Genomic DNA, 21,991 nt, shown 5'->3' with positions numbered 1-21,991 from the left:
GGGGCGTCTGGGTAGGGTGCGCCGTGCGCACCAATAGGGCAGCGCAGATGGCGAGATGGGAAGGCGAAACGCTGGTGCACATGGCGCACCTTAGGGTGCGCCATGCGTTCAGCCTTTAGCGTTTGGCGGTGGTCTTGTCCCAGCTCGGCAGCTTGAACACCCAGAAGGAACCACCCTGGGCGACCGGCTTGGTCAACTCGGCCATGTCGCCGCCCCACAGCGGTACGGCGCCGCCGTAGCCGGCAGTCACACCGATGTACTGCTCACCGTCCTGTTCCCAGGTGATGGGCGGGGAGATGATCCCGGTGCCAACCTGGAACTTCCACAGCTCCTTGCCGTTCTTGGCGTCGAAGGCCTTGAAGTAGCCGTCGCCGGTACCGGTGAACACCAGGTTGCCCTTGGTGGCGAGCACGCCGGCCCACAGCGGCAGACGCTCCTTGTGTTCCCAGGCGACCTTGCCGGTGGTCGGGTTCATCGCGCGCAGGATGCCGACGTGGTCGTCGAACAGGCGCTTGATGCGGAAGCCCATGCCCAGGTAGGCGGAGCCCTTCTTGTAGTGCGCCTCTTCGGCCCAGTAGTCCTCTTTCCAGTGGTTGGCCGGGACGTAGAACAGACCGGTGTCCTGGCTGTAGGCCATCGGGTTCCAGTTCTTGCCACCGAGGAAGGGTGGGGAGACTTCGACCACTTCACCCTTGCTTTCGCCAGGCTTGGGCTTCGGCGGACGCTGGCCTTCGTTTTCTACCGGGCGACCGGTTTCCAGATCGATGTGGCTGGCCCAGGTGATCTTGTCGACGAAGGGGAAGGCGTTCTTCAGCTTGCCGTTGGCGCGATCGACCACGTAAAAGAAACCGTTGCGGTCGGCGTGAGCGGTGGCCTTGGTGACCTTGCCGTCCTTGTCCTTGTAGTCGAACAGCACCAGCTCGTTGTTGCCGGAGAAGTCCCAGGCATCGTTCGGGGTGTGCTGGTAGAACCACTTCACTTCGCCGGTGGTCGGGTCGACGCCGACCTGGCCGGAGGTGTACAGGCTGTCGTAGTCCTTGGGATTGCCGCCGTCGGCGGTACGCGCCCAGCCGTTCCACGGCGCGGGGTTGCCGGCACCGATGATGATGGTATTGGTTTCGGCATCGAAGCTGGCGCTCTGCCACGGCGCACCGCCGCCCTGGCTCCAGGCTTCCTTCTTGCCGGTCGGATGGTTGGGATCATCCGGCCAGCTCGGCGCCTTGATGTCGCCGGTCGGGGTGCTGTCCTTGCCGTTCAGGCGGCCCATGTGGCCTTCGACGAACGGACGCATCCAGACCTCTTCGCCGGTGTCCGGGTCGCGGGCGAACAGGCGGCCGACCACGCCGAATTCGTCGCCGGAGCTGCCATGGATCAGCAGCACTTTGCCGGTCTTGCCGTCTTTGACGATGGTTGGGGCGCCGGTCATGGTGTAGCCGGCGGAGTGATCACCGAATTTCTTGTTCCAGACGACCTTGCCGGTGTCCTTGTTCAGCGCCACGACACGGGCGTCGAGGGTACCAACGTAGATCTTGTCGCCATAGATGGCGGCGCCGCGGTTGACCACGTCGCAGCACGGACGGATGTCATCGGGCAGGCGATGGCTGTAGGTCCACAGGCGTTTGCCGGTCTTGGCGTCGAGGGCGAATACCCGCGAGTAGGAACCGGTCACATAGACCACGCCGTCATGGATGATGGCCTGAGATTCCTGGCCACGCTGTTTCTCGTCACCGAAGGAGTAGCTCCACGCCGGGGTGAGCTTGAACACGTTCTCGGCGTTCACCTGAGCCAATGGGCTCCAGCGTTGGGCGTTGGTGCCCATGCCGTACTGCAGCACGTTGGTGGTGGTGGTGTGGTCGTTGGCAATGTCTTCCCAGGTGACCGGCTTGGCGGACGCGCCCTGGCTCAGCGCCAGGCCGCCGGCCAGCATCAATGCAAGCGCCAGGGGGCGCGGGGTGCTGGGTAGGTTTCTTGTTGTCATCGTTGTGCTTCCCATTGGAGGTGGTAGGTCGCTGCCGGGCATCTCTACGAACTGTCTGCGTGTCATCGCTGACGCTTTAGAGATGCCCTGCAGTGGCAAGCCGATGGTGGAACCCGGCCGCCTCGACGCCTACGGAAAAACTCCCGCCTTTGCCGGGAGGATTTCCCGGTTGGGGCATGACTTGGCCTTGCTGCCAAGGCATCGACAAAACCCCCACCCAAGCCCTACTACCAAGGGACTAGAGCGCGACCACCAAAGCAGCATTCGGCGCTTTGCGCGGCCTTTCTAAGATGGTCGTCACGAGCTCTGTATGGGCTGTCTTGCGTGCATTAGATGAGGTCCTAGCCATGAACAAGAAGATCCAAACCACCTTGGCGCTGGTGTTGCTCGCCGCGTCGACCACTCTCTGGGCGCACGGTGACGTGGTACCGCAAGCGGTCAATACCGACGGCCTGGAGCCGCTGGGTGAGGAATGGCTGGACGAGAACCCCTACCGTGGCAACCCGCGTGCCATCGAAATCGGTTCCTCGGCTTACAACCAGAACTGCGCTGCCTGCCATGGCCTGGAAGCCAAATCTGGTGGTATCGCTCCGGATTTGCGTCTGCTGGAGCCGGGTGCCATGGGTGACGAATGGTTCAAGGAGCGGGTGATCAACGGTGCGGTGCGCGATGGCCGCGTGTACATGCCGAAGATGGCCAACTTCCTCAGCCAGGAAGCCCTGTGGGCGGTGCGCAGTTATCTGGAGAGCGTGCACGTCGAGGAGTGAGGCTCGATGATAAATCTGCTGCGCTCGGTATCTCGCACTTCGGTGGTGCTCGCAATGCTCATGTATTTCAATACATTCCGCTTGCTGTGCTCCAGCGAAGCGCGACCTGCCATCGCTCGCGACGATTGCTTCACCAGCTCTCGTACCATGCGCCGGCTGATCCTGTTATGCAGCCTGCTGCTGTGCCTGGGTACCGCCCAGGCACAGGTACGCGACTTCGACCGCATCACCGAGTCGGGCACCTTGCGAGTGGCGCTGTACCAGAACTTCCCGCCGTACAGCTACGAACAGGACGGCCAGCCGCGTGGCGTCGACTACGAACTGGCCAAGGCGTTGGCCGAAGGGCTCGGCCTGAAGCTGGAACTGATCTGGGCGCCGCCGGGAGAAAAGCTCGACGACGACTTGCGCGACTACATCTGGCGTGGCCGGGTGACCGCGCAAGGGCAACTGGCCGATCTGATGCTGCGCGTGCCCTACGACCGTGACTACGCGCAGATGCGCAACGAACTGGGCGAGCTGGTCAACGAGCGGGTGGTGATGTTCGGCCCCTATCAGCGCGAGCGCTGGCAACTGGCGTTCGATCGCCGTCGCCTGCCCGAGGTGCCGAGCATCGTCGCGCTGCGCCAGCACCCGGTCGGGGTGGAAGTGGAGAGTGTGCCGTCGTTCTACTTGAGTTCGGTGCAGGGCGGCATGCTCAGCCAGGAAACCCGTCACTACCCGACGCCGAGCCTGGCCTTTGCCGCCATGCAGGGCGGGGAGGTGGACGCGGTGATGGCGCTGCGCGGCGAGGTGGACTGGTTGGTGCACGAGGCGGGTGACCCGCAGCTGGCGCTGGCCGAAAACGCCTACCCGGACATGGGCCGGCAGATATGGGAAATCGGCATGGCGGTGCACGAAACCAACCGTCAGCTTGCCTATGCCCTGGAAGAACAGCTGGAAACCCTGATTCTCGACGGCTCGCTCGAACGCCTGTATGCGCGTTATGGCCTGCGTTACGAGAAGCCTGAACAATACCAATAGGGTGCCTCTAAAAACGTAGGCGAGGCAGCCAGCGCACGGCGCAACGACCAAAGGGAGTAACAGCCAAGGGCTGGCCCGAAGGGTGAGCGCCAGCGAATCAAACAGGCGAAAAAGCGCAGTTTACAAGCTGTAAATGAGCATTTTGATCGGACTCGCGCACGAGCCTGTCTTTAACGCAGCGATGGCAGCGCACGACTGCATGGATGCAGGAGGTAGAGCGACGCAGGAAGCTAAAGCCGAGTTAGTTTTTAGAGGTGCCCGATAGCGGTTTCAGCCGTAGCGGAGGTGAACGATGGATTGGCGTAGCTTGGTGTTGCTGGCCCTGTTTGCCTGGGCCTGGGAGGCGCGGGCAGCCGCGCCCGATCCGGTCACTTCGGTGATGTGGGACTACTACCACCAGCGCCTGCTGAACGGGGAGGCCTTCGTCTTCGACGACAAGATTCGTCTCGAGGTGCCGCCTTTTGCCGAAGATGCACGCCAGGTGCCGATCCAGATCGACGCCAGCGCCTACCGCGGCAAGGTCAAGCGCATCCTGGCCTGGGCCGAACTCAATCCGATCCCGCGCATTCTCGACTTCTCCCCCGGCGAGCAGTTGGAGCCGAGCCTGGCCATTCGCATTCGCGTCGAGCAGGCTACGCCGATTCGCGCGGCGGTACTGACCGACGACGGTATCTGGCATATCGGCTCGGCACGTGTCGAGGCGGCTGGCGGCGGTTGTACCGCACCCAGTGTGGTGCGTGCCGAAGCCGGCTGGGAGGAGCGCCTCGGCCAGGTGCTGGGCAAGCGCTTCGTGCGCGGCGAGGACAGCCGCCTGCGTCTGCAGGTCTCGCATCCGATGGATAACGGCCTGATTGGCGGCATTCCCGAGTTCTACATCGAAGAGGCCGAGCTACGTGGTGCCGATGGCCAGGTGCTGGGGCGCATCGAGCTGTTCCCGGCGGTCAGCGAGAACCCGACGCTTACCTTCGACTTGCGTGGTGACCAACACGCGGAGCTGTGGTTGCGCGACAACAACGGCAACGAATTCCAGGCCGAGTTCTGAGAACCGGCCGGTAGGGTGCGCCGTGCGCACCCATCATTTCCAAGGCACTTCTGAACATGTAGGCGAGGCCGCCAGCGCGAGGCAAAACCAGGCGAGATGGTCGGATTCACCACGATCCTGGTTTTAACGCAGCGCTGGCAACGCCGGTGGTTCTTAGAGGTGCCCTCTAGGGGGCTTCCATGCGCTGGATACTATTGCTGACCTGCTTGCTCGCCAATCTGGCCCAGGCCGCGCTCGACTATCGGCTCGAACCCCGGCAGATCGCCGATGGAGTGTGGCTGGTGGAAGGCAGCACCGACAATTTCGCAGCGGACAACGGCGGCAACATCGTCAACGTGGGCTTTATCGAAACCGCTGACGGCGTGGTGGTGATCGATACCGGCCCGTCGCGCCGCTACGGCGAGGCACTGCGTCAGAGCATCGAGAAAACCACCGGCAAACCGGTGGTGCGCGTACTGCTGACTCACCATCATCCGGATCATGTACTGGGCAACCAGGCTTTCGCTGGTGTGCCCATCGCCGCGTTGCCAGGCACTACGAAGCTGCTGGCCGAGCAGGGCGATGCCATGGCGGAGAACATGTACCGCCTGGTGGGCGACTGGATGCGCGGCACCGAGGTCGTGTTGCCCAGCGAAGAAGTGCGCGAAGGCATGCTGGAGATCGGCGGCAGGCGTCTACAGTTGTTGGCGCTACACGGCCACACCGGCGCCGACCTAGCGATTCTCGATGAGCGTACGGGTGTGCTGTTCGCGGGCGATCTGCTGTTCTACCAGCGTGCGCTCACCACGCCGAACAGCCCTGGTCTGGATGTGTGGCTGGCCGATCTGGATCGCCTCGAAGCGATGCCCTGGAAGCAGATCGTGCCCGGTCATGGGCCGTTGACCACGGATGCTGCGCCTTTCACGCAGATGCGCGACTACCTGGGCTGGCTCGATGGCTTGCTGCGCCAGGGGGCGGAGCAGGGCGCGGAGATGAACGAACTGATCCGCGCGCCGATTCCCGAGCGTTTCGCCCAGGTCAATCTGTCGCGCTACGAGCTGATCCGCAGCGTCAGCCATCTCTACCCGAGCTACGAGCGCAACGCCATGGGGCGGGTTGATCGTTAACGTTCGAGATTTGAGGGGCTCTCGGTGCGCACGGCGCACCCTACGACGAGTGATCGCCGGCCCGTAGGGTGCGCCGTGCGCACCGAATGTGATGGATGTGTAAGCCAAGGAGGGTGTACCGGGCGGCGATCCGTTTGCGAAGCAGTACGCCGTTGGATCTGTGAGGCTCCGAAGATTGGTGGACTGTTCGCTGCGCTACGAGTGGTCGGCGTTCCGATCCACTAGATCTCTTCATCGTCACGAATCAGCACGTAATGGCGGCCGTGCTCGGTTTCTTCGTGGTCGTAGACGTAATACATCACCACTTCGCCCGGGCTCGATTGCACGGCTACGTAGTCGCCGCTGTCGGCCATGAAGAATGCCTTGGTCGCAGGCTTGGCTTCGCATTCGATATGGGCCATGACGAAATGGGTGGGGTCTTCTTCGCCAAAGTAGTCCTCGCGCTGGTGCGCATCCCAGTCAACTGGGGGCTCGAAGGCTCCGAGGAAAAGAACCTTGGCGTCGCCCAGATCCTGCTCTTCAGCGTCCGGATCCTGCTCGTCGGGGCGATAGACGGTGCAGTCCAGCGCATCGGGATGATTGAGGGTTTCCTGGCGAGGATGGGGCACGGGCGTCTCCGATCAATGTGTGCGAGCGGCCAAGTGTCGGGCAAAGCGCTGGCCGCCGCAATCGCCGTAGAACCTGCCCGGCGTGGCTGCTGACGAAGGCTTACTGCAGGCTGAGGACTTCACCTCGTTCCTGAATCCACTCGTCATGGCTCGGCGCGGCCTGTTCGCCGCTCATGCGATGGATGATCTCGAAGTAATGTTGCTTGAGCGTGTCACGCATGATCTGTTCGCGTTTGCGTACACGTACGGCGTAGATGCTCTGCAGGTTCTGGTGGTCGAAGCCGCGCCATTGCTGCTCGTCCTTGAGCAATTGATAGCTGTGATCTTCCAGGGCTGCGATGAGGGCTTCGCTGTCGGTGCTGGCGCTGCGCCGCACGGCATCGCCCCACTGCTGAACGATGGTGTAGGCGGAGGCGGCGGTAGCGCCCGGGTATTCCTGATGCGCTTGGAGGTAGTGCTCGACGAAGCGCTGGCCTTCGCTGCTGTTTTCCAGCTTGGGCGTATCCCATGTCCAGGTTTCGGTGCCGATCACGTCCTCCATTACTTGCGGGCCGACCTGTTGTACCAGGCTCTTGGTCAGGTTCGGCACGATGATCTGCATGCGCTGTTTGAGGCCCATGTTGTGGGCCATGCGCATGCTGCGTTGCAGGTTGTCGCCGAGCAGGGCCAATACCAGGACGTCGGCGCCGCTGGCGGCAGCCTTGTCCAGGGCTGCTCGGTACTGTTCGCGGCGCACAGGGCCTTGGGGCAGGGCGCTGCGACCGTGGCGTGCGCGATCGGCGCTGCCGGTGGCCAGACGCAGCGTCTGCTCGATGCTGCGTCCCCAGGCATCGTCGATGAGGATGTAGTGATAACGCTGGCGCGGCAGATGCCAGGACAGGTATTCGCCGAGCACACGAGCGCTCATCCAGGCACTGCTGGACTCGCGAAACAGATGGCGCTGCCCGGCCTGGCCGGTGACCTCGTTGGCGTAGCCCAGCGTGGCGAAATACAGCAGGCCCAGCTCGCGAGCGCGTTGCCCGGCGGCGATGGCCTCTTCGCTGGTGGCGCCACCAAAGACCATGCGTGCGCCCTGACTCGCGAAGTGCTCGACGTTGCGTGTGGCCTGAGCCGCATCGGAGTCGGTGTTTTCGCTGAGTAGTTCCAGCGGCTGGCCGAGCAGGCCACCTTGCTGGTTGATCGTTTCTACGGCGAGCAGGGCGCCGCGACGCAGTTCCAGACCTTCGTCCTTGTAGTTGCCGGTACGTGGGTAGTTGAGGCCGATCTTCAGGCTTTCGGCTTGCACCTGGCCCCATAGCGCTGCCAGCAGCAATGCGATCAGAACACGTCCCATGGGCATTCTCCTTGTAGGTTGGGAGGTGCCTTTCTACGGGGCGTGGCATCGGTTCACCATGGGCTTTTGGTGCCATCCGGCTGCTACTTGCGATGCCTGTTCCAGGCTGCTGGGCCGTCGGCAGCAGTGCAGGTATTGCTACCAAGGAATGAGGAAAATCGGCTGGGGGTGCAATTGTTGGCATGGCTGGGTGAGCCAAGAATTTGCGGCAGACCGGGAAATTTTCCCGGCAATAACAATGAACCCGCAGAGGTAGCCGCAATGAAACACACCGGTCTTCGCCAGCCCTTACTCCTCACCGCGCTGTGCGCGGCAATGCTGATGCCCTCCGCCGCCGCGCTGGCGGTCACCGACGCCGAGATTCTCAAGGACGCCACCACCACCGATCAGATCGTCACCAACGGCCTCGGTCTGCAGGGCCAGCGCTACAGCCCGCTGAGCATCCTCAACGACAAGAACGTCAAGGAGCTGCGCCCGGTCTGGACCATGTCCTTCGGTGGCGAGAAGCAACGTGGCCAGCAGGCTCAACCGCTGATCAAGGATGGCGTGATGTATGTCACCGCCTCCTATTCGCGGGTGTTCGCCGTCGATGCGCGTACCGGTCGTGAACTGTGGCAGTACGAAGCGCGCCTGCCGGATGACATCCGTCCCTGCTGCGACGTGATCAACCGTGGTGTCGCGCTGTACGACGATCTGGTGATCTTCGGCACCCTCGATGCCAAGCTGGTGGCGCTGAACAAGGACACCGGCAAGGTGGTCTGGCGCAAGAACGTCGCCGACCACAAGGCAGGCTACTCCATCACCGCGGCACCGCTGGTGGTCAATGGCAAGCTGATCACCGGCGTCTCCGGTGGTGAGTTCGGCGTGGTCGGCAAGGTCGAGGCCTATGATCCGAAGAACGGCGAGCTGTTGTGGAGCCGCCCGACTGTGGAAGGCCACATGGGCTACGTCTACAAGGACGGCAAGGCGATCGAGAACGGCATCAGCGGTGGCGAAGCCGGCAAGACCTGGCCGGGCGACCTGTGGAAGACCGGCGGCGCCGCGCCCTGGCTGGGCGGTTATTACGACGCTGACACCAACCTGCTGTTCTTCGGCACCGGTAACCCGGCACCGTGGAACTCGCACCTGCGCCCTGGCGACAACCTCTATTCGTCCTCGCGCCTGGCGCTGAACCCGGATGACGGCAGCATCAAGTGGCACTTCCAGACCACCCCGCACGACGGCTGGGACTTCGACGGCGTCAACGAGCTGATCTCCTTCGACTACCAGGAGGGCGGCAAGACCGTGAAGGCTGCGGCCACCGCCGACCGTAACGGCTTCTTCTACGTGCTCGACCGCACCAACGGCAAGTTCATCCGCGGCTTCCCCTTCGTCGACAAGATCACCTGGGCCAAGGGTCTGGACAAGAATGGCCGTCCGATCTATGACGACAGCAACCGTCCCGGCTCGCCGAGCGCGAAGGAGAAGGGCAAGAGTGTGTTCTCCGCGCCAGCCTTCCTCGGCGCTAAGAACTGGATGCCCATGGCCTACAGCCAGGACACTGGTCTGTTCTACGTACCGTCCAACGAGTGGGGCATGGATATCTGGAACGAGGACATTGCCTACAAGAAGGGCGCGGCCTATCTGGGTGCCGGTTTCACCATCAAGCCGCTCAACGAGGAGTACATCGGCGTGCTGCGCGCCATCGATCCGAAGACCGGCAAGGAAGTCTGGCGTCACAAGAACTACGCGCCGCTGTGGGGCGGTGTGCTGACCACCAAGGGCAACCTGGTGTTCACCGGCAACCCGGAAGGCTACCTGCAAGCCTTCAACGCCAAGACTGGCGAGAAGGTCTGGGAATTCCAGACCGGCTCGGGCGTGATCGGCTCGCCGGTGACCTGGGAAATGGACGGCGAGCAGTACGTATCAGTGCTGTCCGGCTGGGGTGGTGCCGTACCGCTGTGGGGCGGCGAGGTCGCCAAGCGCGTCAAGCACCTGAACCAGGGCGGCATGCTGTGGACCTTCAAACTGCCGAAGGAACTGGTGGCCAAGCACTGATCGTTTGAGGCGCCAGACGGTGGCCGGACTCTGTCCGGCCATCGTCGTTTCAGGCGCAGCGAGCTGCTTCGAAATGCCACGGGCGAATTTTCGCACTTGGGAACGCAAGACCAGGCGAACGGGTCTAGCCTTTAGCTTCCATAGCCTCGTGCCTCGCTGCCAAAGGCCCGTGCCAGACCGCTCTTGCCGCTCTACTACCAAATGACGAGGCGATTTGTGCCATGGGCGCATACCGAGGTCGCAGGGGGCTTCCTAAGATCGAACCATGACTCGTTCCACCTATTGGGGACGGGCTCCGACAACAAGAGAGGTCAGCATCATGATTTACGCGAAACCGGGTACCGCAGGCGCCGTCGTTACCCTCAAACCGCGCTACGGCAACTACATCGGTGGTGAGTTCGTCGCCCCGCTCAGTGGTCAGTACTTCACCAACACCAGCCCGGTCGATGGCTCGGTGATCGCCGAATTCCCCCGTTCCAACGCCGCCGACATCGACAAGGCGCTGGACGCCGCGCACGCTGCCGCCGATGCCTGGGGCAAGACCTCGGTGCAGGAGCGTTCGCACATTCTGCTGAAGATCGCCGACCGCATCGAAGCCAACCTCGAACTGCTGGCCGTGGCCGAAACATGGGACAACGGCAAGGCCGTGCGTGAGACGCTGAACGCCGACGTGCCGCTGGCCGCTGACCACTTCCGCTACTTCGCTGGCTGCATCCGCGCCCAGGAAGGCAGCACCGCCGAGATCAACGAAGGCACCGTGGCCTATCACTTCCACGAGCCACTGGGCGTGGTCGGGCAGATCATCCCGTGGAACTTCCCGCTGCTGATGGCCGCCTGGAAACTGGCCCCGGCGCTGGCTGCCGGCAACGCCGTCGTGCTCAAGCCGGCCGAGCAGACGCCGCTGTCGATCACGCTCTTCGTCGAGCTGATCGGCGACCTGCTGCCGCCGGGCGTGCTCAATATCGTTCAGGGCTTCGGCCGCGAAGCCGGTGAGTCGCTGGCCACCAGCAAGCGCATCGCCAAGATCGCCTTCACCGGCTCCACCCCGGTGGGCTCGCACATCATGAAGTGCGCCGCCGAGAACATCATCCCGAGCACCGTCGAGCTGGGTGGCAAATCGCCGAACATCTTCTTCGCCGACATCATGAACGCCGAGCCGGCCTTCATCGAGAAAGCCGCCGAAGGTCTGGTGCTGGGCTTCTTCAACCAGGGCGAGGTGTGCACCTGCCCGTCGCGCGCACTGGTGCAGGAGTCGATCTACGACGCCTTCATGGTCGAAGTGCTGAAGAAGGTCAAACAGATCAAGCGTGGCAACCCGCTGGACACCGAGACGATGGTCGGCGCCCAGGCTTCGCAGCAGCAGTACGACAAGATCCTCAGCTACCTCGAAATCGCTCAGCAGGAAGGCGCCCAGGTGCTCACCGGCGGTGCTGCCGAGCAGCTGCAAGGTGATCTGGCCAGCGGCTATTACATCCAGCCGACCCTGCTCAAGGGCAGCAACAAGATGCGCGTGTTCCAGGAAGAGATCTTCGGCCCGGTGATCGGTGTGACCACCTTCAAGGACGAAGCCGAGGCCCTGGCCATCGCCAACGACACCGAGTTCGGCCTGGGCGCCGGCGTGTGGAGCCGCGACATGAACGTCGCCTACCGCATGGGCCGTGCGATCAAGGCTGGCCGCGTATGGACCAACTGCTACCACCTGTACCCGGCGCATGCTGCCTTCGGCGGCTACAAGAAGTCCGGGGTCGGGCGTGAAACCCACAAGATGATGCTTGACCACTACCAGCAGACCAAGAACCTGCTGGTGAGCTATGACATCAATCCGCTCGGCTTCTTCTGATAGCCAGCACACGATCTGCTGCGCGTCGGCCCTACTGCGTTAGAAACAGGCTCGAAATGCTCATGTACAAAAGTACACTCCGCTTTCTCACCTGTTTCTGCCTTGTAGGTCTCTAGCTCGCAAGATCGTGAGCAGGCTCCGTATTAACCGCGGTGCGCTTGCTCCGGCGCGCCGCCTTTTGCCAGGCGAAGAACCCTACCCGGGTGGATCTGCGGGCAGCCATGGGCCTGAACGGCAGCAGATCCTTATCGCGACGCGGCTTCGGCCGCGTTTTTTATTGGTCGCTATCCGCGCCTGCGTGCGGGTTGCTGAATCGTTGCTGGAAATGTCATCCGAACCTTTCCGCCTGGCAATGTCCCAATACTGGAGGGAGGTGTTGGTGCGCGTAGGAAACGCGGGCCGTCCAGGCTCATGCGTTACCTACCAATGCCAGCCAAATCTCCTCCCAAAGTACCATTTGGCCGCCTGCCTGGCGGGGGCTTAATGGAGTTGCCGGAATGCCCCGGCTCAATAACAAGAGGACCGCACCATGTGGACTAAACCCGCCTACACCGATCTGCGTATTGGCTTCGAAGTGACGATGTATTTCGCCAACCGTTGATCGCTCCTGGCCCCGGCTCGTCCGGGGCATCCCCGCTGGTGATTTCCATGCATATCCAGATTCTCGGCTCCGCCGCTGGCGGTGGCTTCCCCCAGTGGAACTGCAACTGCCGCAACTGCCGTGGCGTGCGGGCCGGTACGCTGCGGGCGCAGCCGCGCACGCAATCGTCCATCGCCATTTCCGATGACGGCGAGCAGTGGATTCTGTGCAACGCCTCGCCAGACATCCGCGCGCAGATCGAGGCCTTCCCGGCACTGCAACCGGCACGCAAGCTGCGTGATACGGCGATTGCCGGCATCGTTCTGCTCGACAGCCAGATCGACCACTGCACCGGCCTGCTGACCCTGCGCGAAGGCTGTCCGCACCAGGTCTGGTGTACCGATATGGTGCATCAGGATCTGACCAGCGGCTTTCCGCTGTTCAATATGCTCAGCCACTGGAACGGCGGCTTGCAGCACCGTCTGATCGAGCTGGATGCCGAACCTTTCAGCATTCCCGCCTGCCCGGCACTGAGCATTACCGCCATCGCTTTGCGCAGCAGCGCGCCGCCTTATTCGCCACACCGGGGCAACCCGCACCCGGGCGACAACATCGGCCTGTTCATCGAGGACAGTCGCAGCGGCCGCAGCCTGTTCTACGCCCCCGGTCTCGGCCAGGTGGATGAGCACCTGTTGAGCTGGATGCGTCGCGCCGATTGCCTGCTGGTGGACGGCACGCTGTGGCGCGATGACGAGATGCGTGTGTGCGAAGTGGGCGACAAGCTCGGCAGCGAGATGGGCCACCTTTGCCAGAGCGGCCCGGGCGGCATGATCGAGGTGCTCGACGGTCTGTCGTCCGCGCGCAAGATCCTCATTCATATCAACAACACCAACCCGATTCTCGACCTGGATTCGCCCGAGCGCGCCGAATTGGACGCGCACGGCATCGAGGTCGCGTTCGATGGCATGAGCATCAGTCTGTAGGGTGTGCGGGGCCGCTTAGGCTGTGCGCACCAGGACTCCAGATGGCTAGCACTGGTGCGCACGGCGCACCCTACGACAATTCGTACCGGAGTGTCTTGATGAGCCAACCTGCCATGAGCCCTGCCGAATTCGAGCAGGCGCTGCGCGCCAAGGGCGCGCTGTACCACATTCATCATCCGTTCCACCGCGCCATGTACGAAGGGCGCGCCACCCGCGAGCAAATTCAGGGCTGGGTGGCCAATCGTTTCTACTACCAGGTCAACATCCCGCTGAAGGATGCGGCGATCATGGCCAACTGCCCGGATCGTGAGACGCGCCGCGAGTGGATTCAACGCATTCTCGACCACGACGGTGCGCCGGGTGAGGAGGGCGGTATCGAGGCCTGGCTGCGCCTGGCCGAGTCGGTCGGCCTCGACCGCGAGCAGGTGCTGTCGCAGGAGCTGGTGCTGCCCGGCGTGCGCTTCGCCGTCGACGCCTACGTCAACTTCGCCCGCCGTGCGAGCTGGCAGGAAGCGGCCAGCAGTTCGCTGACCGAGCTATTCGCCCCGCAGATCCACCAGTCGCGCCTGGATGCCTGGCCGCAGCACTACCCATGGATCGATGCCACTGGCTACGACTACTTCCGCAAGCGCCTGAAAGAAGCGCGCCGTGATGTCGAGCATGGCCTGCGTATCACCCTCGAGCACTACCGCACCCGCGAAGCCCAGGAGCGCATGCTGCAGATCCTGCAGTTCAAGCTGGACATCCTGTGGAGCATGCTCGATGCCATGAGCATGGCCTATGAGCTGCAACGCCCGCCGTATCACACGGTGACGGCCGAGCGCGTCTGGCATCGGGGGATTGCGCTATGAACCGCAATGCGTCGGTGCGCATGGCGCACCCTACAAAGGGCTCAACCGTAGGGTGCGCCGCGCGCACCAGTTTGGAGTCAGAAGCATGACCGCCGCCATCCTGCCCCATATCCCCGCCATCCGCCGCGGCTTCCGTCTGCAGTTCGAGCCGGCCCAGGGCTGCCACGTACTGCTCTACCCGGAAGGCATGATCAAGCTCAACGACAGTGCCAGCGAGATTCTCCAGCAGGTCGACGGCAAGCGTTCGGTGGCCGAGATCATCGGCAACCTGCACCAGCGCTTCCCGGACGTGCCGGGCATCGACGAAGACATCCTCGCCTTCATGGAGGTGGCCCATGCTCAGTTCTGGATCGAGCTTCGCTAAGGCCGGCCATGAAGCCGGGCCGCCGTTGTGGCTCTTGGCTGAGCTGACTTACCGCTGCCCGCTGCAATGCCCGTACTGCTCCAACCCGCTGGATTTCGCCAAGCAAGGCGCCGAGCTGTCGACCGCCGAGTGGATCGAGGTGTTTCGCCAGGCCCGTGAGCTGGGCGCGGCACAGCTGGGCTTTTCCGGCGGTGAGCCGCTGGTGCGCCAGGATCTCGCCGAGCTGATCGCGGCGGCGCGCGGGCTGGGCTACTACACCAACCTGATCACCTCCGGTATCGGCCTGACCGAGGCGCGTATCGCCGAGTTTGCCGATGCCGGGCTGGATCATATCCAGATCAGCTTCCAGGCCGCCGATGAGGAGGTGAACAACCTGCTGGCCGGCTCGAAGAAGGCCTTCGCGCAGAAGCTGGCCATGGCTCGTGCAGTCAAGGCTCACGGCTATCCGATGGTGCTCAACTTCGTCACTCACCGACACAACATCGACAATATCGAGCGCATCATTGAGCTGTGCCTGGAGCTGGAGGCGGACTTCGTCGAACTCGCCACCTGCCAGTTCTACGGTTGGGCCGAGCTCAACCGCGCAGGGCTGCTGCCGACCCGCGCGCAGCTCGAACGCGCCGAGCGCATCACCAACCAATGGCGCGACAAGCTGGCGGCCGAGAATCACCCGTGCAAGCTGATCTTCGTCACCCCGGATTACTACGAGGAGCGCCCCAAGGCCTGCATGAACGGCTGGGGCAACCTGTTCCTCGACATCACCCCGGACGGTACGGCGCTGCCTTGCCACAGCGCGCGGCAACTGCCGGTGCAGTTTCCCAATGTGCGCGAGCACAGCATCGAGCACATCTGGCGGCATTCCTTCGGTTTCAACCGCTTCCGTGGTGATGACTGGATGCCCGAGCCCTGTCGTTCGTGCGACGAGAAGCACAAGGACTTTGGCGGTTGTCGCTGCCAGGCCTTCATGCTCACCGGCGATGCCAGCGCGGCTGACCCGGTGTGTAGCAAGTCGGCTCATCACGGTGTGATTCTCGCGGCCCGCCAGCAGGCCGATGAGGCGCCACTGGGCATGGACGCACTGCAATACCGCAACGAGAAGGCCTCGCGAATCATATGCAAAGCGTAGGGTGCGCCGTGCGCACTGGTTCTGACGCGACCTGGAGCGCCGAGCAAGCTGCAGCGGCCAGCGCCGACTTCGCTGAACTGCACGCTGCCCACGGCGGCGTGCTATGGGTGGCGTTCGACCCTGCTCTGGCGCGTTGCGGGCTGTTCTTCTGCCGTGACGGTGTTGTCAGTGAACTGACGCCGCCGGGGTTCTCCGTGCGTAGCCGCGTCTACGAGTACGGTGGCGGCGCCTGCTGTGCCACGGAGCATGGGGTGGCGTTCGTCAATGAAAACGACCAGCAGATTTACCATCTGTTGATGACGCACCCATCCGTAGGAGCGGCTTCAGCCGCGATTTCTCATGATTCACCAGGCATCGCGGCTGAAGCGCAATGCCGCCCAGTCGCTCCCACGAACAATGAACCGCTGGCGCTGACGGCGCGCGCCAGCTGCCGCTATGGCGACCTGGCATTCGTACCCACCTGGCAGGCGTTGCTGGCCGTTGAGGAAAGCCATGAGACGGGCGCGGTGGTGCATCGCCTAGTGCGCATCGGACTCACCGGCAAGCGCGACGTATTGGTCGAGGGCGCCGATTTCTACGCATCGCCGGTGGCCGACTCCACTGGCCAGCGCCTGGCCTGGATCGAGTGGGATCGCCCGCAGCAACCCTGGGTCGCCACGCGCCTGTGCCTGCGCGAGTCCGGCGAACGCACTCGGGGGCTGTCAGGTGAGGCGGGGGATCGATCCCTGCAGCAGCCACGCTTCGATGCACAGGGCCGGCTGTGGGTGTTGAGCGATCAAGCCGGTTGGTGGCAACCCCAGTGCGTCGATGAGGGAACCATGCTGGATGCTGCGCCCTTTGATCACGCCTCAGCTCCCTGGCAACTGGGAGGCAGAACTTACCTGCCGCTGGAGAATGGCGAGCTGCTGCTAACGCGTTTCGAGCAAGGCAAAGGCGTTCTGGTAGGGTGCGCTGCGCATACCAGCGATTTTGGCGGCAACACAATTGGTGCGCACGGCCTGGGCGGCCCCACGACACCCTACCCAAAGGCAGAGCGGCGGTTGGCCGAAGGGTTTACGCGTTTCCGTAGCCTGGCTGCCGACAACGAGCATTTCTACTGCATTGCTGCCGCACCGGATCGCCTGCCGGCAGTGCTCGCCATCCGCCGCAGCGATGGCGCGTTGCGCATATTGGCTGGTGGTGAGCAGCCGTTGCGTGAAGCACAGCTATCACGACCTCAGCCTTTCAACTGCATGGTGGGTGAGGACGAACGCTGCTACGGCTTTTTCTACTCGCCGGCTCCAACCGGGGAGCGCCCACCACTGGTGATCTTCCTGCACGGCGGCCCGACCTCGGCCTGCTACCCGGTGTTCGATCCGCGTATCGCCTTCTGGACGCTGCGCGGCTACGCGGTGCTCGACCTCAACTACCGTGGCAGCAGCGGTTATGGTCGCGACTATCGCTTGCGTCTGGCCGGCCAGTGGGGCGAGCTGGAGGTGCAGGACATTCGCGCCGCCATCGACACGCTGGCCCGCGAGGGGCGTATCGATCCGCAGCGCGTATTCGTACGCGGTGGCAGCGCGGGCGGCTTCAGCGCGCTGCGTGCACTGGTCGAGCTGCCGCAGCTGTGCGGTGGTGCCAGTCTCTACGGCGTCAGCGACCCGCTGGCGTTGCGCCGGCTGACCCACAAGTTCGAGGCGGATTACCTGGGCTGGCTGATCGGCGACCCCGAGCAGGATGCCGCGCGCTACCGGGATCGCACACCCTTGTTGCAGGCCGAGCGGATCAGCGTGCCGGTGATTTTCTTCCAGGGCGCGCTGGATGCCGTGGTGGTGCCGAGCCAGACCGAGTGCATGGTCGAAGCACTGCGCCAGCGTGGTTTGCCGGTGGAATACCACCTGTTCGCCGAAGAACGCCATGGTTTCCGTCAGGCCGCCAACCTGGCCAAAGCGCTGCGCGCCGAACATGCCTTCTATCAGCGCCTGAGCTGATCGCAGGTCGCATTGCATTAACCGGGCAATGCAGTAGGCTGATCGCCATTCCATAACAAGAAATTTCAGGCCGTTGTATGAGCCACGATTTGAATCAGCTACGAAAATTCGTTTCCCCCGAGATCATCTTCGGCGCCGGTTCCCGGCATAACGTCGGCAACTACGCCAAGACCTTCGGTGCGCGCAAAGTGCTGATCGTTTCCGATCCCGGTGTGGTGGCGGCCGGCTGGGCTGGCGATGTCGAGGCCAGCCTGCAGGCTCAGGGCATCGCCTACTGCCTGTACACCAGGGTATCGCCCAACCCGCGCGTGGAAGAGGTGATGGAAGGCGCCGAGCTGTATCGCAGCGAGGGTTGCAACGTCATCGTCGCGGTCGGCGGCGGTAGCCCGATGGACTGCGCCAAGGGCATCGGCATCGTCGTCGCCCATGGCCGCAGCATTCTCGAATTCGAAGGCGTGGACACCATCCGTGTGCCGAGCCCGCCGCTGATCCTGATCCCGACCACCGCCGGCACCTCGGCCGACGTGTCGCAGTTCGTGATCATCTCCAACCAGCAGGAGCGGATGAAGTTCTCCATCGTCAGCAAGGCCGTGGTGCCGGACGTGTCGCTGATCGATCCGGAAACCACGCTGAGCATGGATCCGTTCCTGTCGGCCTGCACCGGCATCGATGCCATGGTGCACGCCATCGAGGCGTTCGTCTCCACCGGCCATGGCCCGCTGACCGACCCGCACGCGCTGGAAGCCATGCGCCTGATCAACGGCAATCTGGTGCAGATGATCGCCAACCCAGGTGATATCGCCCTGCGCGAGAAGATCATGCTCGGCAGCATGCAGGCCGGCCTGGCGTTCTCCAATGCGATTCTCGGCGCGGTGCACGCAATGAGCCACAGCCTCGGTGGTTTCCTCGACCTGCCGCACGGCCTGTGCAATGCCGTGCTGGTCGAACACGTGGTGGCGTTCAACTACAGCGCCGCACCGGAGCGTTTCAAGGTCATTGCCGAGACCCTGGGCATCGACTGCCGCGGGCTCAATCACACGCAGATCCGTCAGCGCCTGGTGGAGCATCTGATCGCCTTCAAACACGCCATGGGCTTCCGCGAGACGCTTGGCCTGCATGGCGTCAGCACCTCGGACATTCCGTTCCTGTCCAGCCACGCGATGGATGATCCATGCATCCTCACCAATCCGCGTGAATCGACCCAGCGTGACGTCGAGGTGGTCTATGGCGAGGCGCTCTGACGAAGCGCTGGCCGGGCTGCTGGGGCTCGGCAGCCAATCGGCGCGCAAGAGCCATTACCCCGAGCTGTTGGCGCGTCTGGAGGAACTGGAAACCGAGCGCAATCGCTATAAATGGCTGTTCGAGCACGCTGTGCACGGCATCATCCAGGCCAGCCTGCAGGACGGCGTGCTGGCGGCCAACCCGGCTATGGCGCGCATGCTCGGTTATGACGACCCGCAACAGGTGCTGTGGTCGTTGGGCGATCTGGCCCGCCACCTGTTCGTGGGCGGCTTCGACGAGCTGGAAGTGATTCGCCAGCGGTTGAGCCAGGGCCAGGCCCTGCTCGGCTACGAAACGCGTTTGCGCCGGCGCGACGGCAGCACCATCGATGTGCTGATGAACCTGCTGCTCAAGCCTGAAGGCGAGGGCGTCTTCGAAGGCTTCGTCGCCGATATCACCGAACGCAAGCAGGCACAGCAGCGTCTGCAACAACTCAATGACGAACTGGAGCGCCGCGTCGCCGCGCGCACCTATGAGCTGCTCGAATCCAACCGCAACCTGCAGCGGCAGATCGAAGAGCGTGAGCGCATCGAACTGGCCCTGCGCGAGGCGCGCGACGCAGCCGAAGCCGCCAACCGCAGCAAGGACAAGTACCTGGCGGCGGCCAGTCACGACCTGCTGCAGCCGCTCAATGCCGCGCGCCTGCTGATTTCCACGTTGCGTGAGCGTGAATTGCCGAGTGCCGAGCAGAACCTGGTCGAGCGCAGTCACCTGGCGCTGGAAGGCGCCGAGGATCTGCTCGCCGACCTGTTGGATATTTCCAAGCTGGATCAGGCCGCGATCAAACCGGATCTCGATGTTTATCGCCTTGAAGAGTTACTCGCGCCGCTGGCTTCGGAGTTCGAAAGCGTGGCCTCGGCCAGTGGTCTGCGCTTACGGGCGCGAATTGCCAATTATGCGGTGCATACCGATTTCCGCCTGCTGACGCGTATCCTGCGCAACTTTCTCAGTAATGCTTGCCGTTACACCGAACGTGGCGGCGTGCTGCTCGGCGCACGGCGGCGTGGCGCTTTCGTCGAGCTACAGGTGTGGGATAGCGGGCGAGGGATCGCCGCGGATCAACTGGACACGATCTTCCTCGAATTCAGCCAGCTGGAGGTCGGGCGGGCGGCCGAGCGCAAGGGCGTCGGTCTGGGCCTGGCCATCGTCGAACGCATCGCCCGCATGCTGGGCTACCCGGTGCAAGTGCGCTCGCTGCCGGGGCGCGGTTCGGTGTTCAGCATCCGCGTGCCGCTGGCGCAGGAGGTTCCACGGCGCCAGGTGCAATCCGTGGCGCAGCCGCTGCTCGGTAATCCCTTGCCGGGTCGGCGCCTGCTGGTGGTCGATAACGAAGTGGACATCCTGCACAGCATGGCCGCACTGCTTGGCCAATGGGGTTGCGAAGTGATCACGGCAGTCGATCTGCCCGAGGCCTTGCAGCGGCTGGAGGGCAGGGCGCCGGAGGTGATCCTGGCGGATTTTCACCTCGATCATGGTGTGCTCGGTTGCCAGGTGATCCAGCAACTGCGTAGCGAATTTTCCAGACCGATCCCGGCACTGATCATCAGCGCCGATCGCAGCGACGCCTGCCGCCGTGATCTGCAGGCCTTGGGGGCTCCGCTGCTGAACAAGCCGGTCAAGCCAGGCAAGCTGCGTGCGGTGCTCAGCCAGCTTCTGATGGATACGTGAACGGCTGCGAATCGGTGGAGTGAACCTGAGCGATTTTGATGCTGTCTATTGGCTACCTCGTCCCTCAGGAGATAACCACAATGACAATTTCCATGAACCCCGTTATGCGTCGTCTGGCCGCGATGACCGCGCTGTTTCACCTGCTGCTGGTGGTACAGATTCCTGCCGCGAACGCGGCGATGGTCGGCACTCACGAGGTGATCGCCGAGCAGCAGCACAAGGTGGATCAGGAGCAGTTGATGGCCATGCTCGATGACGAGCAGGTGAAGGAGAAACTGGTATCCATGGGCGTCGACCGTGATCAGGTCGAGTCGCGTATCGCCAGCCTGACCCCGGCCGAGCTGGCGCAGTTCAACCAGCAGTTGGATCAGGCACCAGCCGGTGCGGGTGTGGTCGGCATCATCGTGTTGTTTCTGGTGATCTTCATCATCACTGATATGCTGTGCGCCACCAACATCTTCAATTTCGTCAAATGCATAAATCGCTGATTCGCCTCTGCTGTATCGCATCGATCGTTCTACTCACAGCCTGCGCTCGCTCTCCGGTGTTATCACCGGTGGGCGAGCGTTTGCCTGAGCGGGTGGAGCTCACCGACGTTCCCTTCTTCCCCCAGGACGCCTACCAGTGCGGCCCGGCCGCCTTGGCTACCATGCTCAACCAGCGTGGTGTGCTGACCACGCCCGGTGCGCTCAAGGACAAGGTCTACATCCCCAGCCGCGAAGGCAGCTTGCAGGTCGAGATGGTCGCCGCCGCGCGCAATCACGAAATGCTGGTGTACCCGTTGCAGCCGCGTCTGGAGGCTGTATTGGCCGAAGTGGCCGCCGGTAATCCGGTGCTGGTGCTGCAGAACCTGGCGTTCGACTTCTACCCGCAATGGCACTTCGCGGTTGTAGTGGGTTATGACCGTCGCGAGCGTACGTTGATTCTGCGTTCGGCGACTACGCGCAGGCTCGAAGACAGCTTCAACAGCTTCGACAGAACCTGGGCACGCGGTGGTCGCTGGGCGGTAGTGACCTTGCCGCCGGAGCGCCTGCCGGCGCAGGCCGACATGCAGGTCTGGATGAAGGCCGCCAACGACCTTGAGCAAACTGGCAATGCCCAGCCGGCGCGGCGCGCCTATCGCCGCGCCGCCGAGGCTTGGCCGGAGCAGTCACTGCCATGGTTTGCCCTGAGCAACAGCCGCTACGCCGATGGTGACCGCAAGGGTGCCGAGCAGGCGTTGCGTGAGAGCCTGAAGCGCGAGCCGGGGTTCGCTGCGGGTTGGTTCAACCTGTCGCAGGTGCTGGGCGAGCAGGGCTGTGCCCGTGAGGCGCAGCAGGCCCAGGCGTGCGCACAGCGTCTGGCGCCGGATGATGAGCGCTTCGCTGCGCCGTCGAAGGTCGGTGGTAGCCCTGGGCAGTGTCAGGCCTTGTCGGTCTGCCCATGATGCACATGAAA

19 protein-coding genes are annotated in these 21,991 nt (G+C 63.3%); 16 read left to right on the top strand and 3 right to left on the bottom strand.

The features are described from left to right. Positions 1–115: 115 nt before the first annotated feature. A complete protein-coding gene (exaA, locus tag C7A17_RS26425) occupies positions 116–1,978 on the bottom strand; it encodes a quinoprotein ethanol dehydrogenase (RefSeq protein ID WP_106742513.1) in 1,863 nt (620 codons plus the stop codon). A gap of 347 nt (positions 1,979–2,325) precedes the next feature. Between exaA and pedF the strand changes: the two genes are divergently transcribed. The 4 genes from pedF (at position 2,326) to C7A17_RS26405 (ending at position 5,913) form a co-directional block, all read left to right on the top strand. Next, on the top strand, positions 2,326–2,745 hold the full coding sequence (pedF, locus tag C7A17_RS26420) for a cytochrome c-550 PedF (RefSeq protein WP_106742511.1): 420 nt from the start codon (positions 2,326–2,328) through the stop codon (positions 2,743–2,745). Positions 2,746–2,892: 147 nt separating this feature from the next. Continuing rightward, complete coding sequence (locus tag C7A17_RS26415) at positions 2,893–3,765, top strand: substrate-binding periplasmic protein (RefSeq protein WP_106743200.1); 873 nt, start codon at positions 2,893–2,895, stop codon at positions 3,763–3,765. Between the two features lie 292 nt (positions 3,766–4,057). Next, positions 4,058–4,807 (top strand): quinoprotein dehydrogenase-associated SoxYZ-like carrier, encoded by a 750-nt coding sequence (locus C7A17_RS26410; protein ID WP_106742509.1) that lies wholly within the window; start codon positions 4,058–4,060, stop codon positions 4,805–4,807. 179 nt (positions 4,808–4,986) lie between these two features. Beyond that, entirely contained in the window at positions 4,987–5,913 is a 927-nt protein-coding gene (locus tag C7A17_RS26405) for a quinoprotein relay system zinc metallohydrolase 1 (RefSeq protein ID WP_106742506.1), read from the top strand. Between the two features lie 221 nt (positions 5,914–6,134). Here C7A17_RS26405 and C7A17_RS26400 read toward each other — a convergent pair whose 3' ends face one another. Then, positions 6,135–6,521, bottom strand: a complete 387-nt coding sequence (locus tag C7A17_RS26400; RefSeq protein ID WP_106742504.1) for a hypothetical protein — start codon at positions 6,519–6,521, stop codon at positions 6,135–6,137. A gap of 100 nt (positions 6,522–6,621) precedes the next feature. Next, a complete protein-coding gene (locus C7A17_RS26395; RefSeq protein ID WP_106742501.1) occupies positions 6,622–7,854 on the bottom strand; it encodes an ABC transporter substrate-binding protein in 1,233 nt (410 codons plus the stop codon). 261 nt (positions 7,855–8,115) lie between these two features. Between C7A17_RS26395 and C7A17_RS26390 the strand changes: the two genes are divergently transcribed. The 12 genes from C7A17_RS26390 to C7A17_RS26335 all read left to right on the top strand — a co-directional run bounded on the left by C7A17_RS26390 (position 8,116) and on the right by C7A17_RS26335 (position 21,980). After that, on the top strand, positions 8,116–9,891 hold the full coding sequence (locus tag C7A17_RS26390) for a methanol/ethanol family PQQ-dependent dehydrogenase (protein WP_106742499.1): 1,776 nt from the start codon (positions 8,116–8,118) through the stop codon (positions 9,889–9,891). 319 nt (positions 9,892–10,210) lie between these two features. Then, positions 10,211–11,731, top strand: coding sequence for an acetaldehyde dehydrogenase ExaC (exaC, locus tag C7A17_RS26385; protein ID WP_106742496.1), 1,521 nt, complete (start codon positions 10,211–10,213; stop codon positions 11,729–11,731). Positions 11,732–12,260: 529 nt separating this feature from the next. Then, positions 12,261–12,332, top strand: coding sequence for a pyrroloquinoline quinone precursor peptide PqqA (gene pqqA, locus C7A17_RS26380; RefSeq protein ID WP_003243383.1), 72 nt, complete (start codon positions 12,261–12,263; stop codon positions 12,330–12,332). Between the two features lie 47 nt (positions 12,333–12,379). Then, the gene (pqqB, locus tag C7A17_RS26375; RefSeq protein WP_106742493.1) at positions 12,380–13,294 is read left to right on the top strand and encodes a pyrroloquinoline quinone biosynthesis protein PqqB; all 915 of its coding nucleotides are present in this window, start codon (positions 12,380–12,382) and stop codon (positions 13,292–13,294) included. A gap of 98 nt (positions 13,295–13,392) precedes the next feature. Further along, positions 13,393–14,145 carry a pyrroloquinoline-quinone synthase PqqC gene (gene pqqC, locus C7A17_RS26370; RefSeq protein WP_106742492.1) on the top strand — a complete coding sequence of 251 codons (753 nt, stop codon included), beginning with the start codon at positions 13,393–13,395 and terminating at the stop codon, positions 14,143–14,145. Between the two features lie 85 nt (positions 14,146–14,230). Beyond that, positions 14,231–14,509 (top strand): pyrroloquinoline quinone biosynthesis peptide chaperone PqqD, encoded by a 279-nt coding sequence (pqqD, locus tag C7A17_RS26365; protein WP_106742490.1) that lies wholly within the window; start codon positions 14,231–14,233, stop codon positions 14,507–14,509. Beyond that, positions 14,481–15,635, top strand: coding sequence for a pyrroloquinoline quinone biosynthesis protein PqqE (gene pqqE, locus C7A17_RS26360; RefSeq protein ID WP_106742487.1), 1,155 nt, complete (start codon positions 14,481–14,483; stop codon positions 15,633–15,635). The genes pqqD and pqqE overlap by 29 nt, the downstream gene beginning before the upstream one ends. After that, positions 15,623–17,605, top strand: coding sequence for an alpha/beta hydrolase family protein (locus C7A17_RS26355; RefSeq protein ID WP_106742485.1), 1,983 nt, complete (start codon positions 15,623–15,625; stop codon positions 17,603–17,605). Before pqqE ends, C7A17_RS26355 begins: the two co-directional genes overlap by 13 nt. A gap of 77 nt (positions 17,606–17,682) precedes the next feature. Further along, positions 17,683–18,846 (top strand): alcohol dehydrogenase-like regulatory protein ErcA, encoded by a 1,164-nt coding sequence (gene ercA / locus C7A17_RS26350; protein ID WP_106742482.1) that lies wholly within the window; start codon positions 17,683–17,685, stop codon positions 18,844–18,846. Next, positions 18,830–20,554 carry a hybrid sensor histidine kinase/response regulator gene (locus C7A17_RS26345; protein ID WP_106742479.1) on the top strand — a complete coding sequence of 575 codons (1,725 nt, stop codon included), beginning with the start codon at positions 18,830–18,832 and terminating at the stop codon, positions 20,552–20,554. Before ercA ends, C7A17_RS26345 begins: the two co-directional genes overlap by 17 nt. A gap of 80 nt (positions 20,555–20,634) precedes the next feature. Continuing rightward, positions 20,635–21,042, top strand: a complete 408-nt coding sequence (locus C7A17_RS26340; protein WP_106742477.1) for a PA2779 family protein — start codon at positions 20,635–20,637, stop codon at positions 21,040–21,042. Further along, entirely contained in the window at positions 21,027–21,980 is a 954-nt protein-coding gene (locus C7A17_RS26335) for a PA2778 family cysteine peptidase (protein WP_394337057.1), read from the top strand. Before C7A17_RS26340 ends, C7A17_RS26335 begins: the two co-directional genes overlap by 16 nt. Positions 21,981–21,991: the final 11 nt, after the last annotated feature.

The sequence above is a fragment of the Pseudomonas mendocina genome (genome assembly GCF_003008615.1).
GTDB classification, from domain to species: domain Bacteria; phylum Pseudomonadota; class Gammaproteobacteria; order Pseudomonadales; family Pseudomonadaceae; genus Aquipseudomonas; species Aquipseudomonas mendocina_C.
Note: the sequence above shows the minus strand (reverse complement) of the source record. Positions and strands in the feature narration are given on the sequence as shown.

What these genes read in the sequence shown, in the direction of transcription:
- C7A17_RS26335 (WP_394337057.1), top strand. Translation starts at nt 21,027, where the DNA reads ATGCATAAATCGCTGATTCGCCTCTGCTGTATCGCATCGATCGTTCTA.
- C7A17_RS26410 (WP_106742509.1), top strand. Translation starts at nt 4,058, where the DNA reads ATGGATTGGCGTAGCTTGGTGTTGCTGGCCCTGTTTGCCTGGGCCTGG.
- pqqB (WP_106742493.1), top strand. Translation starts at nt 12,380, where the DNA reads ATGCATATCCAGATTCTCGGCTCCGCCGCTGGCGGTGGCTTCCCCCAG.
- exaA (WP_106742513.1), bottom strand. Translation starts at nt 1,978, where the DNA reads ATGACAACAAGAAACCTACCCAGCACCCCGCGCCCCCTGGCGCTTGCA.
- pqqC (WP_106742492.1), top strand. Translation starts at nt 13,393, where the DNA reads ATGAGCCAACCTGCCATGAGCCCTGCCGAATTCGAGCAGGCGCTGCGC.
- C7A17_RS26390 (WP_106742499.1), top strand. Translation starts at nt 8,116, where the DNA reads ATGAAACACACCGGTCTTCGCCAGCCCTTACTCCTCACCGCGCTGTGC.
- C7A17_RS26405 (WP_106742506.1), top strand. Translation starts at nt 4,987, where the DNA reads ATGCGCTGGATACTATTGCTGACCTGCTTGCTCGCCAATCTGGCCCAG.
- pqqD (WP_106742490.1), top strand. Translation starts at nt 14,231, where the DNA reads ATGACCGCCGCCATCCTGCCCCATATCCCCGCCATCCGCCGCGGCTTC.
- C7A17_RS26340 (WP_106742477.1), top strand. Translation starts at nt 20,635, where the DNA reads ATGACAATTTCCATGAACCCCGTTATGCGTCGTCTGGCCGCGATGACC.
- C7A17_RS26395 (WP_106742501.1), bottom strand. Translation starts at nt 7,854, where the DNA reads ATGGGACGTGTTCTGATCGCATTGCTGCTGGCAGCGCTATGGGGCCAG.
- C7A17_RS26415 (WP_106743200.1), top strand. Translation starts at nt 2,893, where the DNA reads ATGCGCCGGCTGATCCTGTTATGCAGCCTGCTGCTGTGCCTGGGTACC.
- pqqE (WP_106742487.1), top strand. Translation starts at nt 14,481, where the DNA reads ATGCTCAGTTCTGGATCGAGCTTCGCTAAGGCCGGCCATGAAGCCGGG.
- C7A17_RS26345 (WP_106742479.1), top strand. Translation starts at nt 18,830, where the DNA reads ATGGCGAGGCGCTCTGACGAAGCGCTGGCCGGGCTGCTGGGGCTCGGC.
- C7A17_RS26355 (WP_106742485.1), top strand. Translation starts at nt 15,623, where the DNA reads ATGCAAAGCGTAGGGTGCGCCGTGCGCACTGGTTCTGACGCGACCTGG.
- pedF (WP_106742511.1), top strand. Translation starts at nt 2,326, where the DNA reads ATGAACAAGAAGATCCAAACCACCTTGGCGCTGGTGTTGCTCGCCGCG.
- ercA (WP_106742482.1), top strand. Translation starts at nt 17,683, where the DNA reads ATGAGCCACGATTTGAATCAGCTACGAAAATTCGTTTCCCCCGAGATC.
- exaC (WP_106742496.1), top strand. Translation starts at nt 10,211, where the DNA reads ATGATTTACGCGAAACCGGGTACCGCAGGCGCCGTCGTTACCCTCAAA.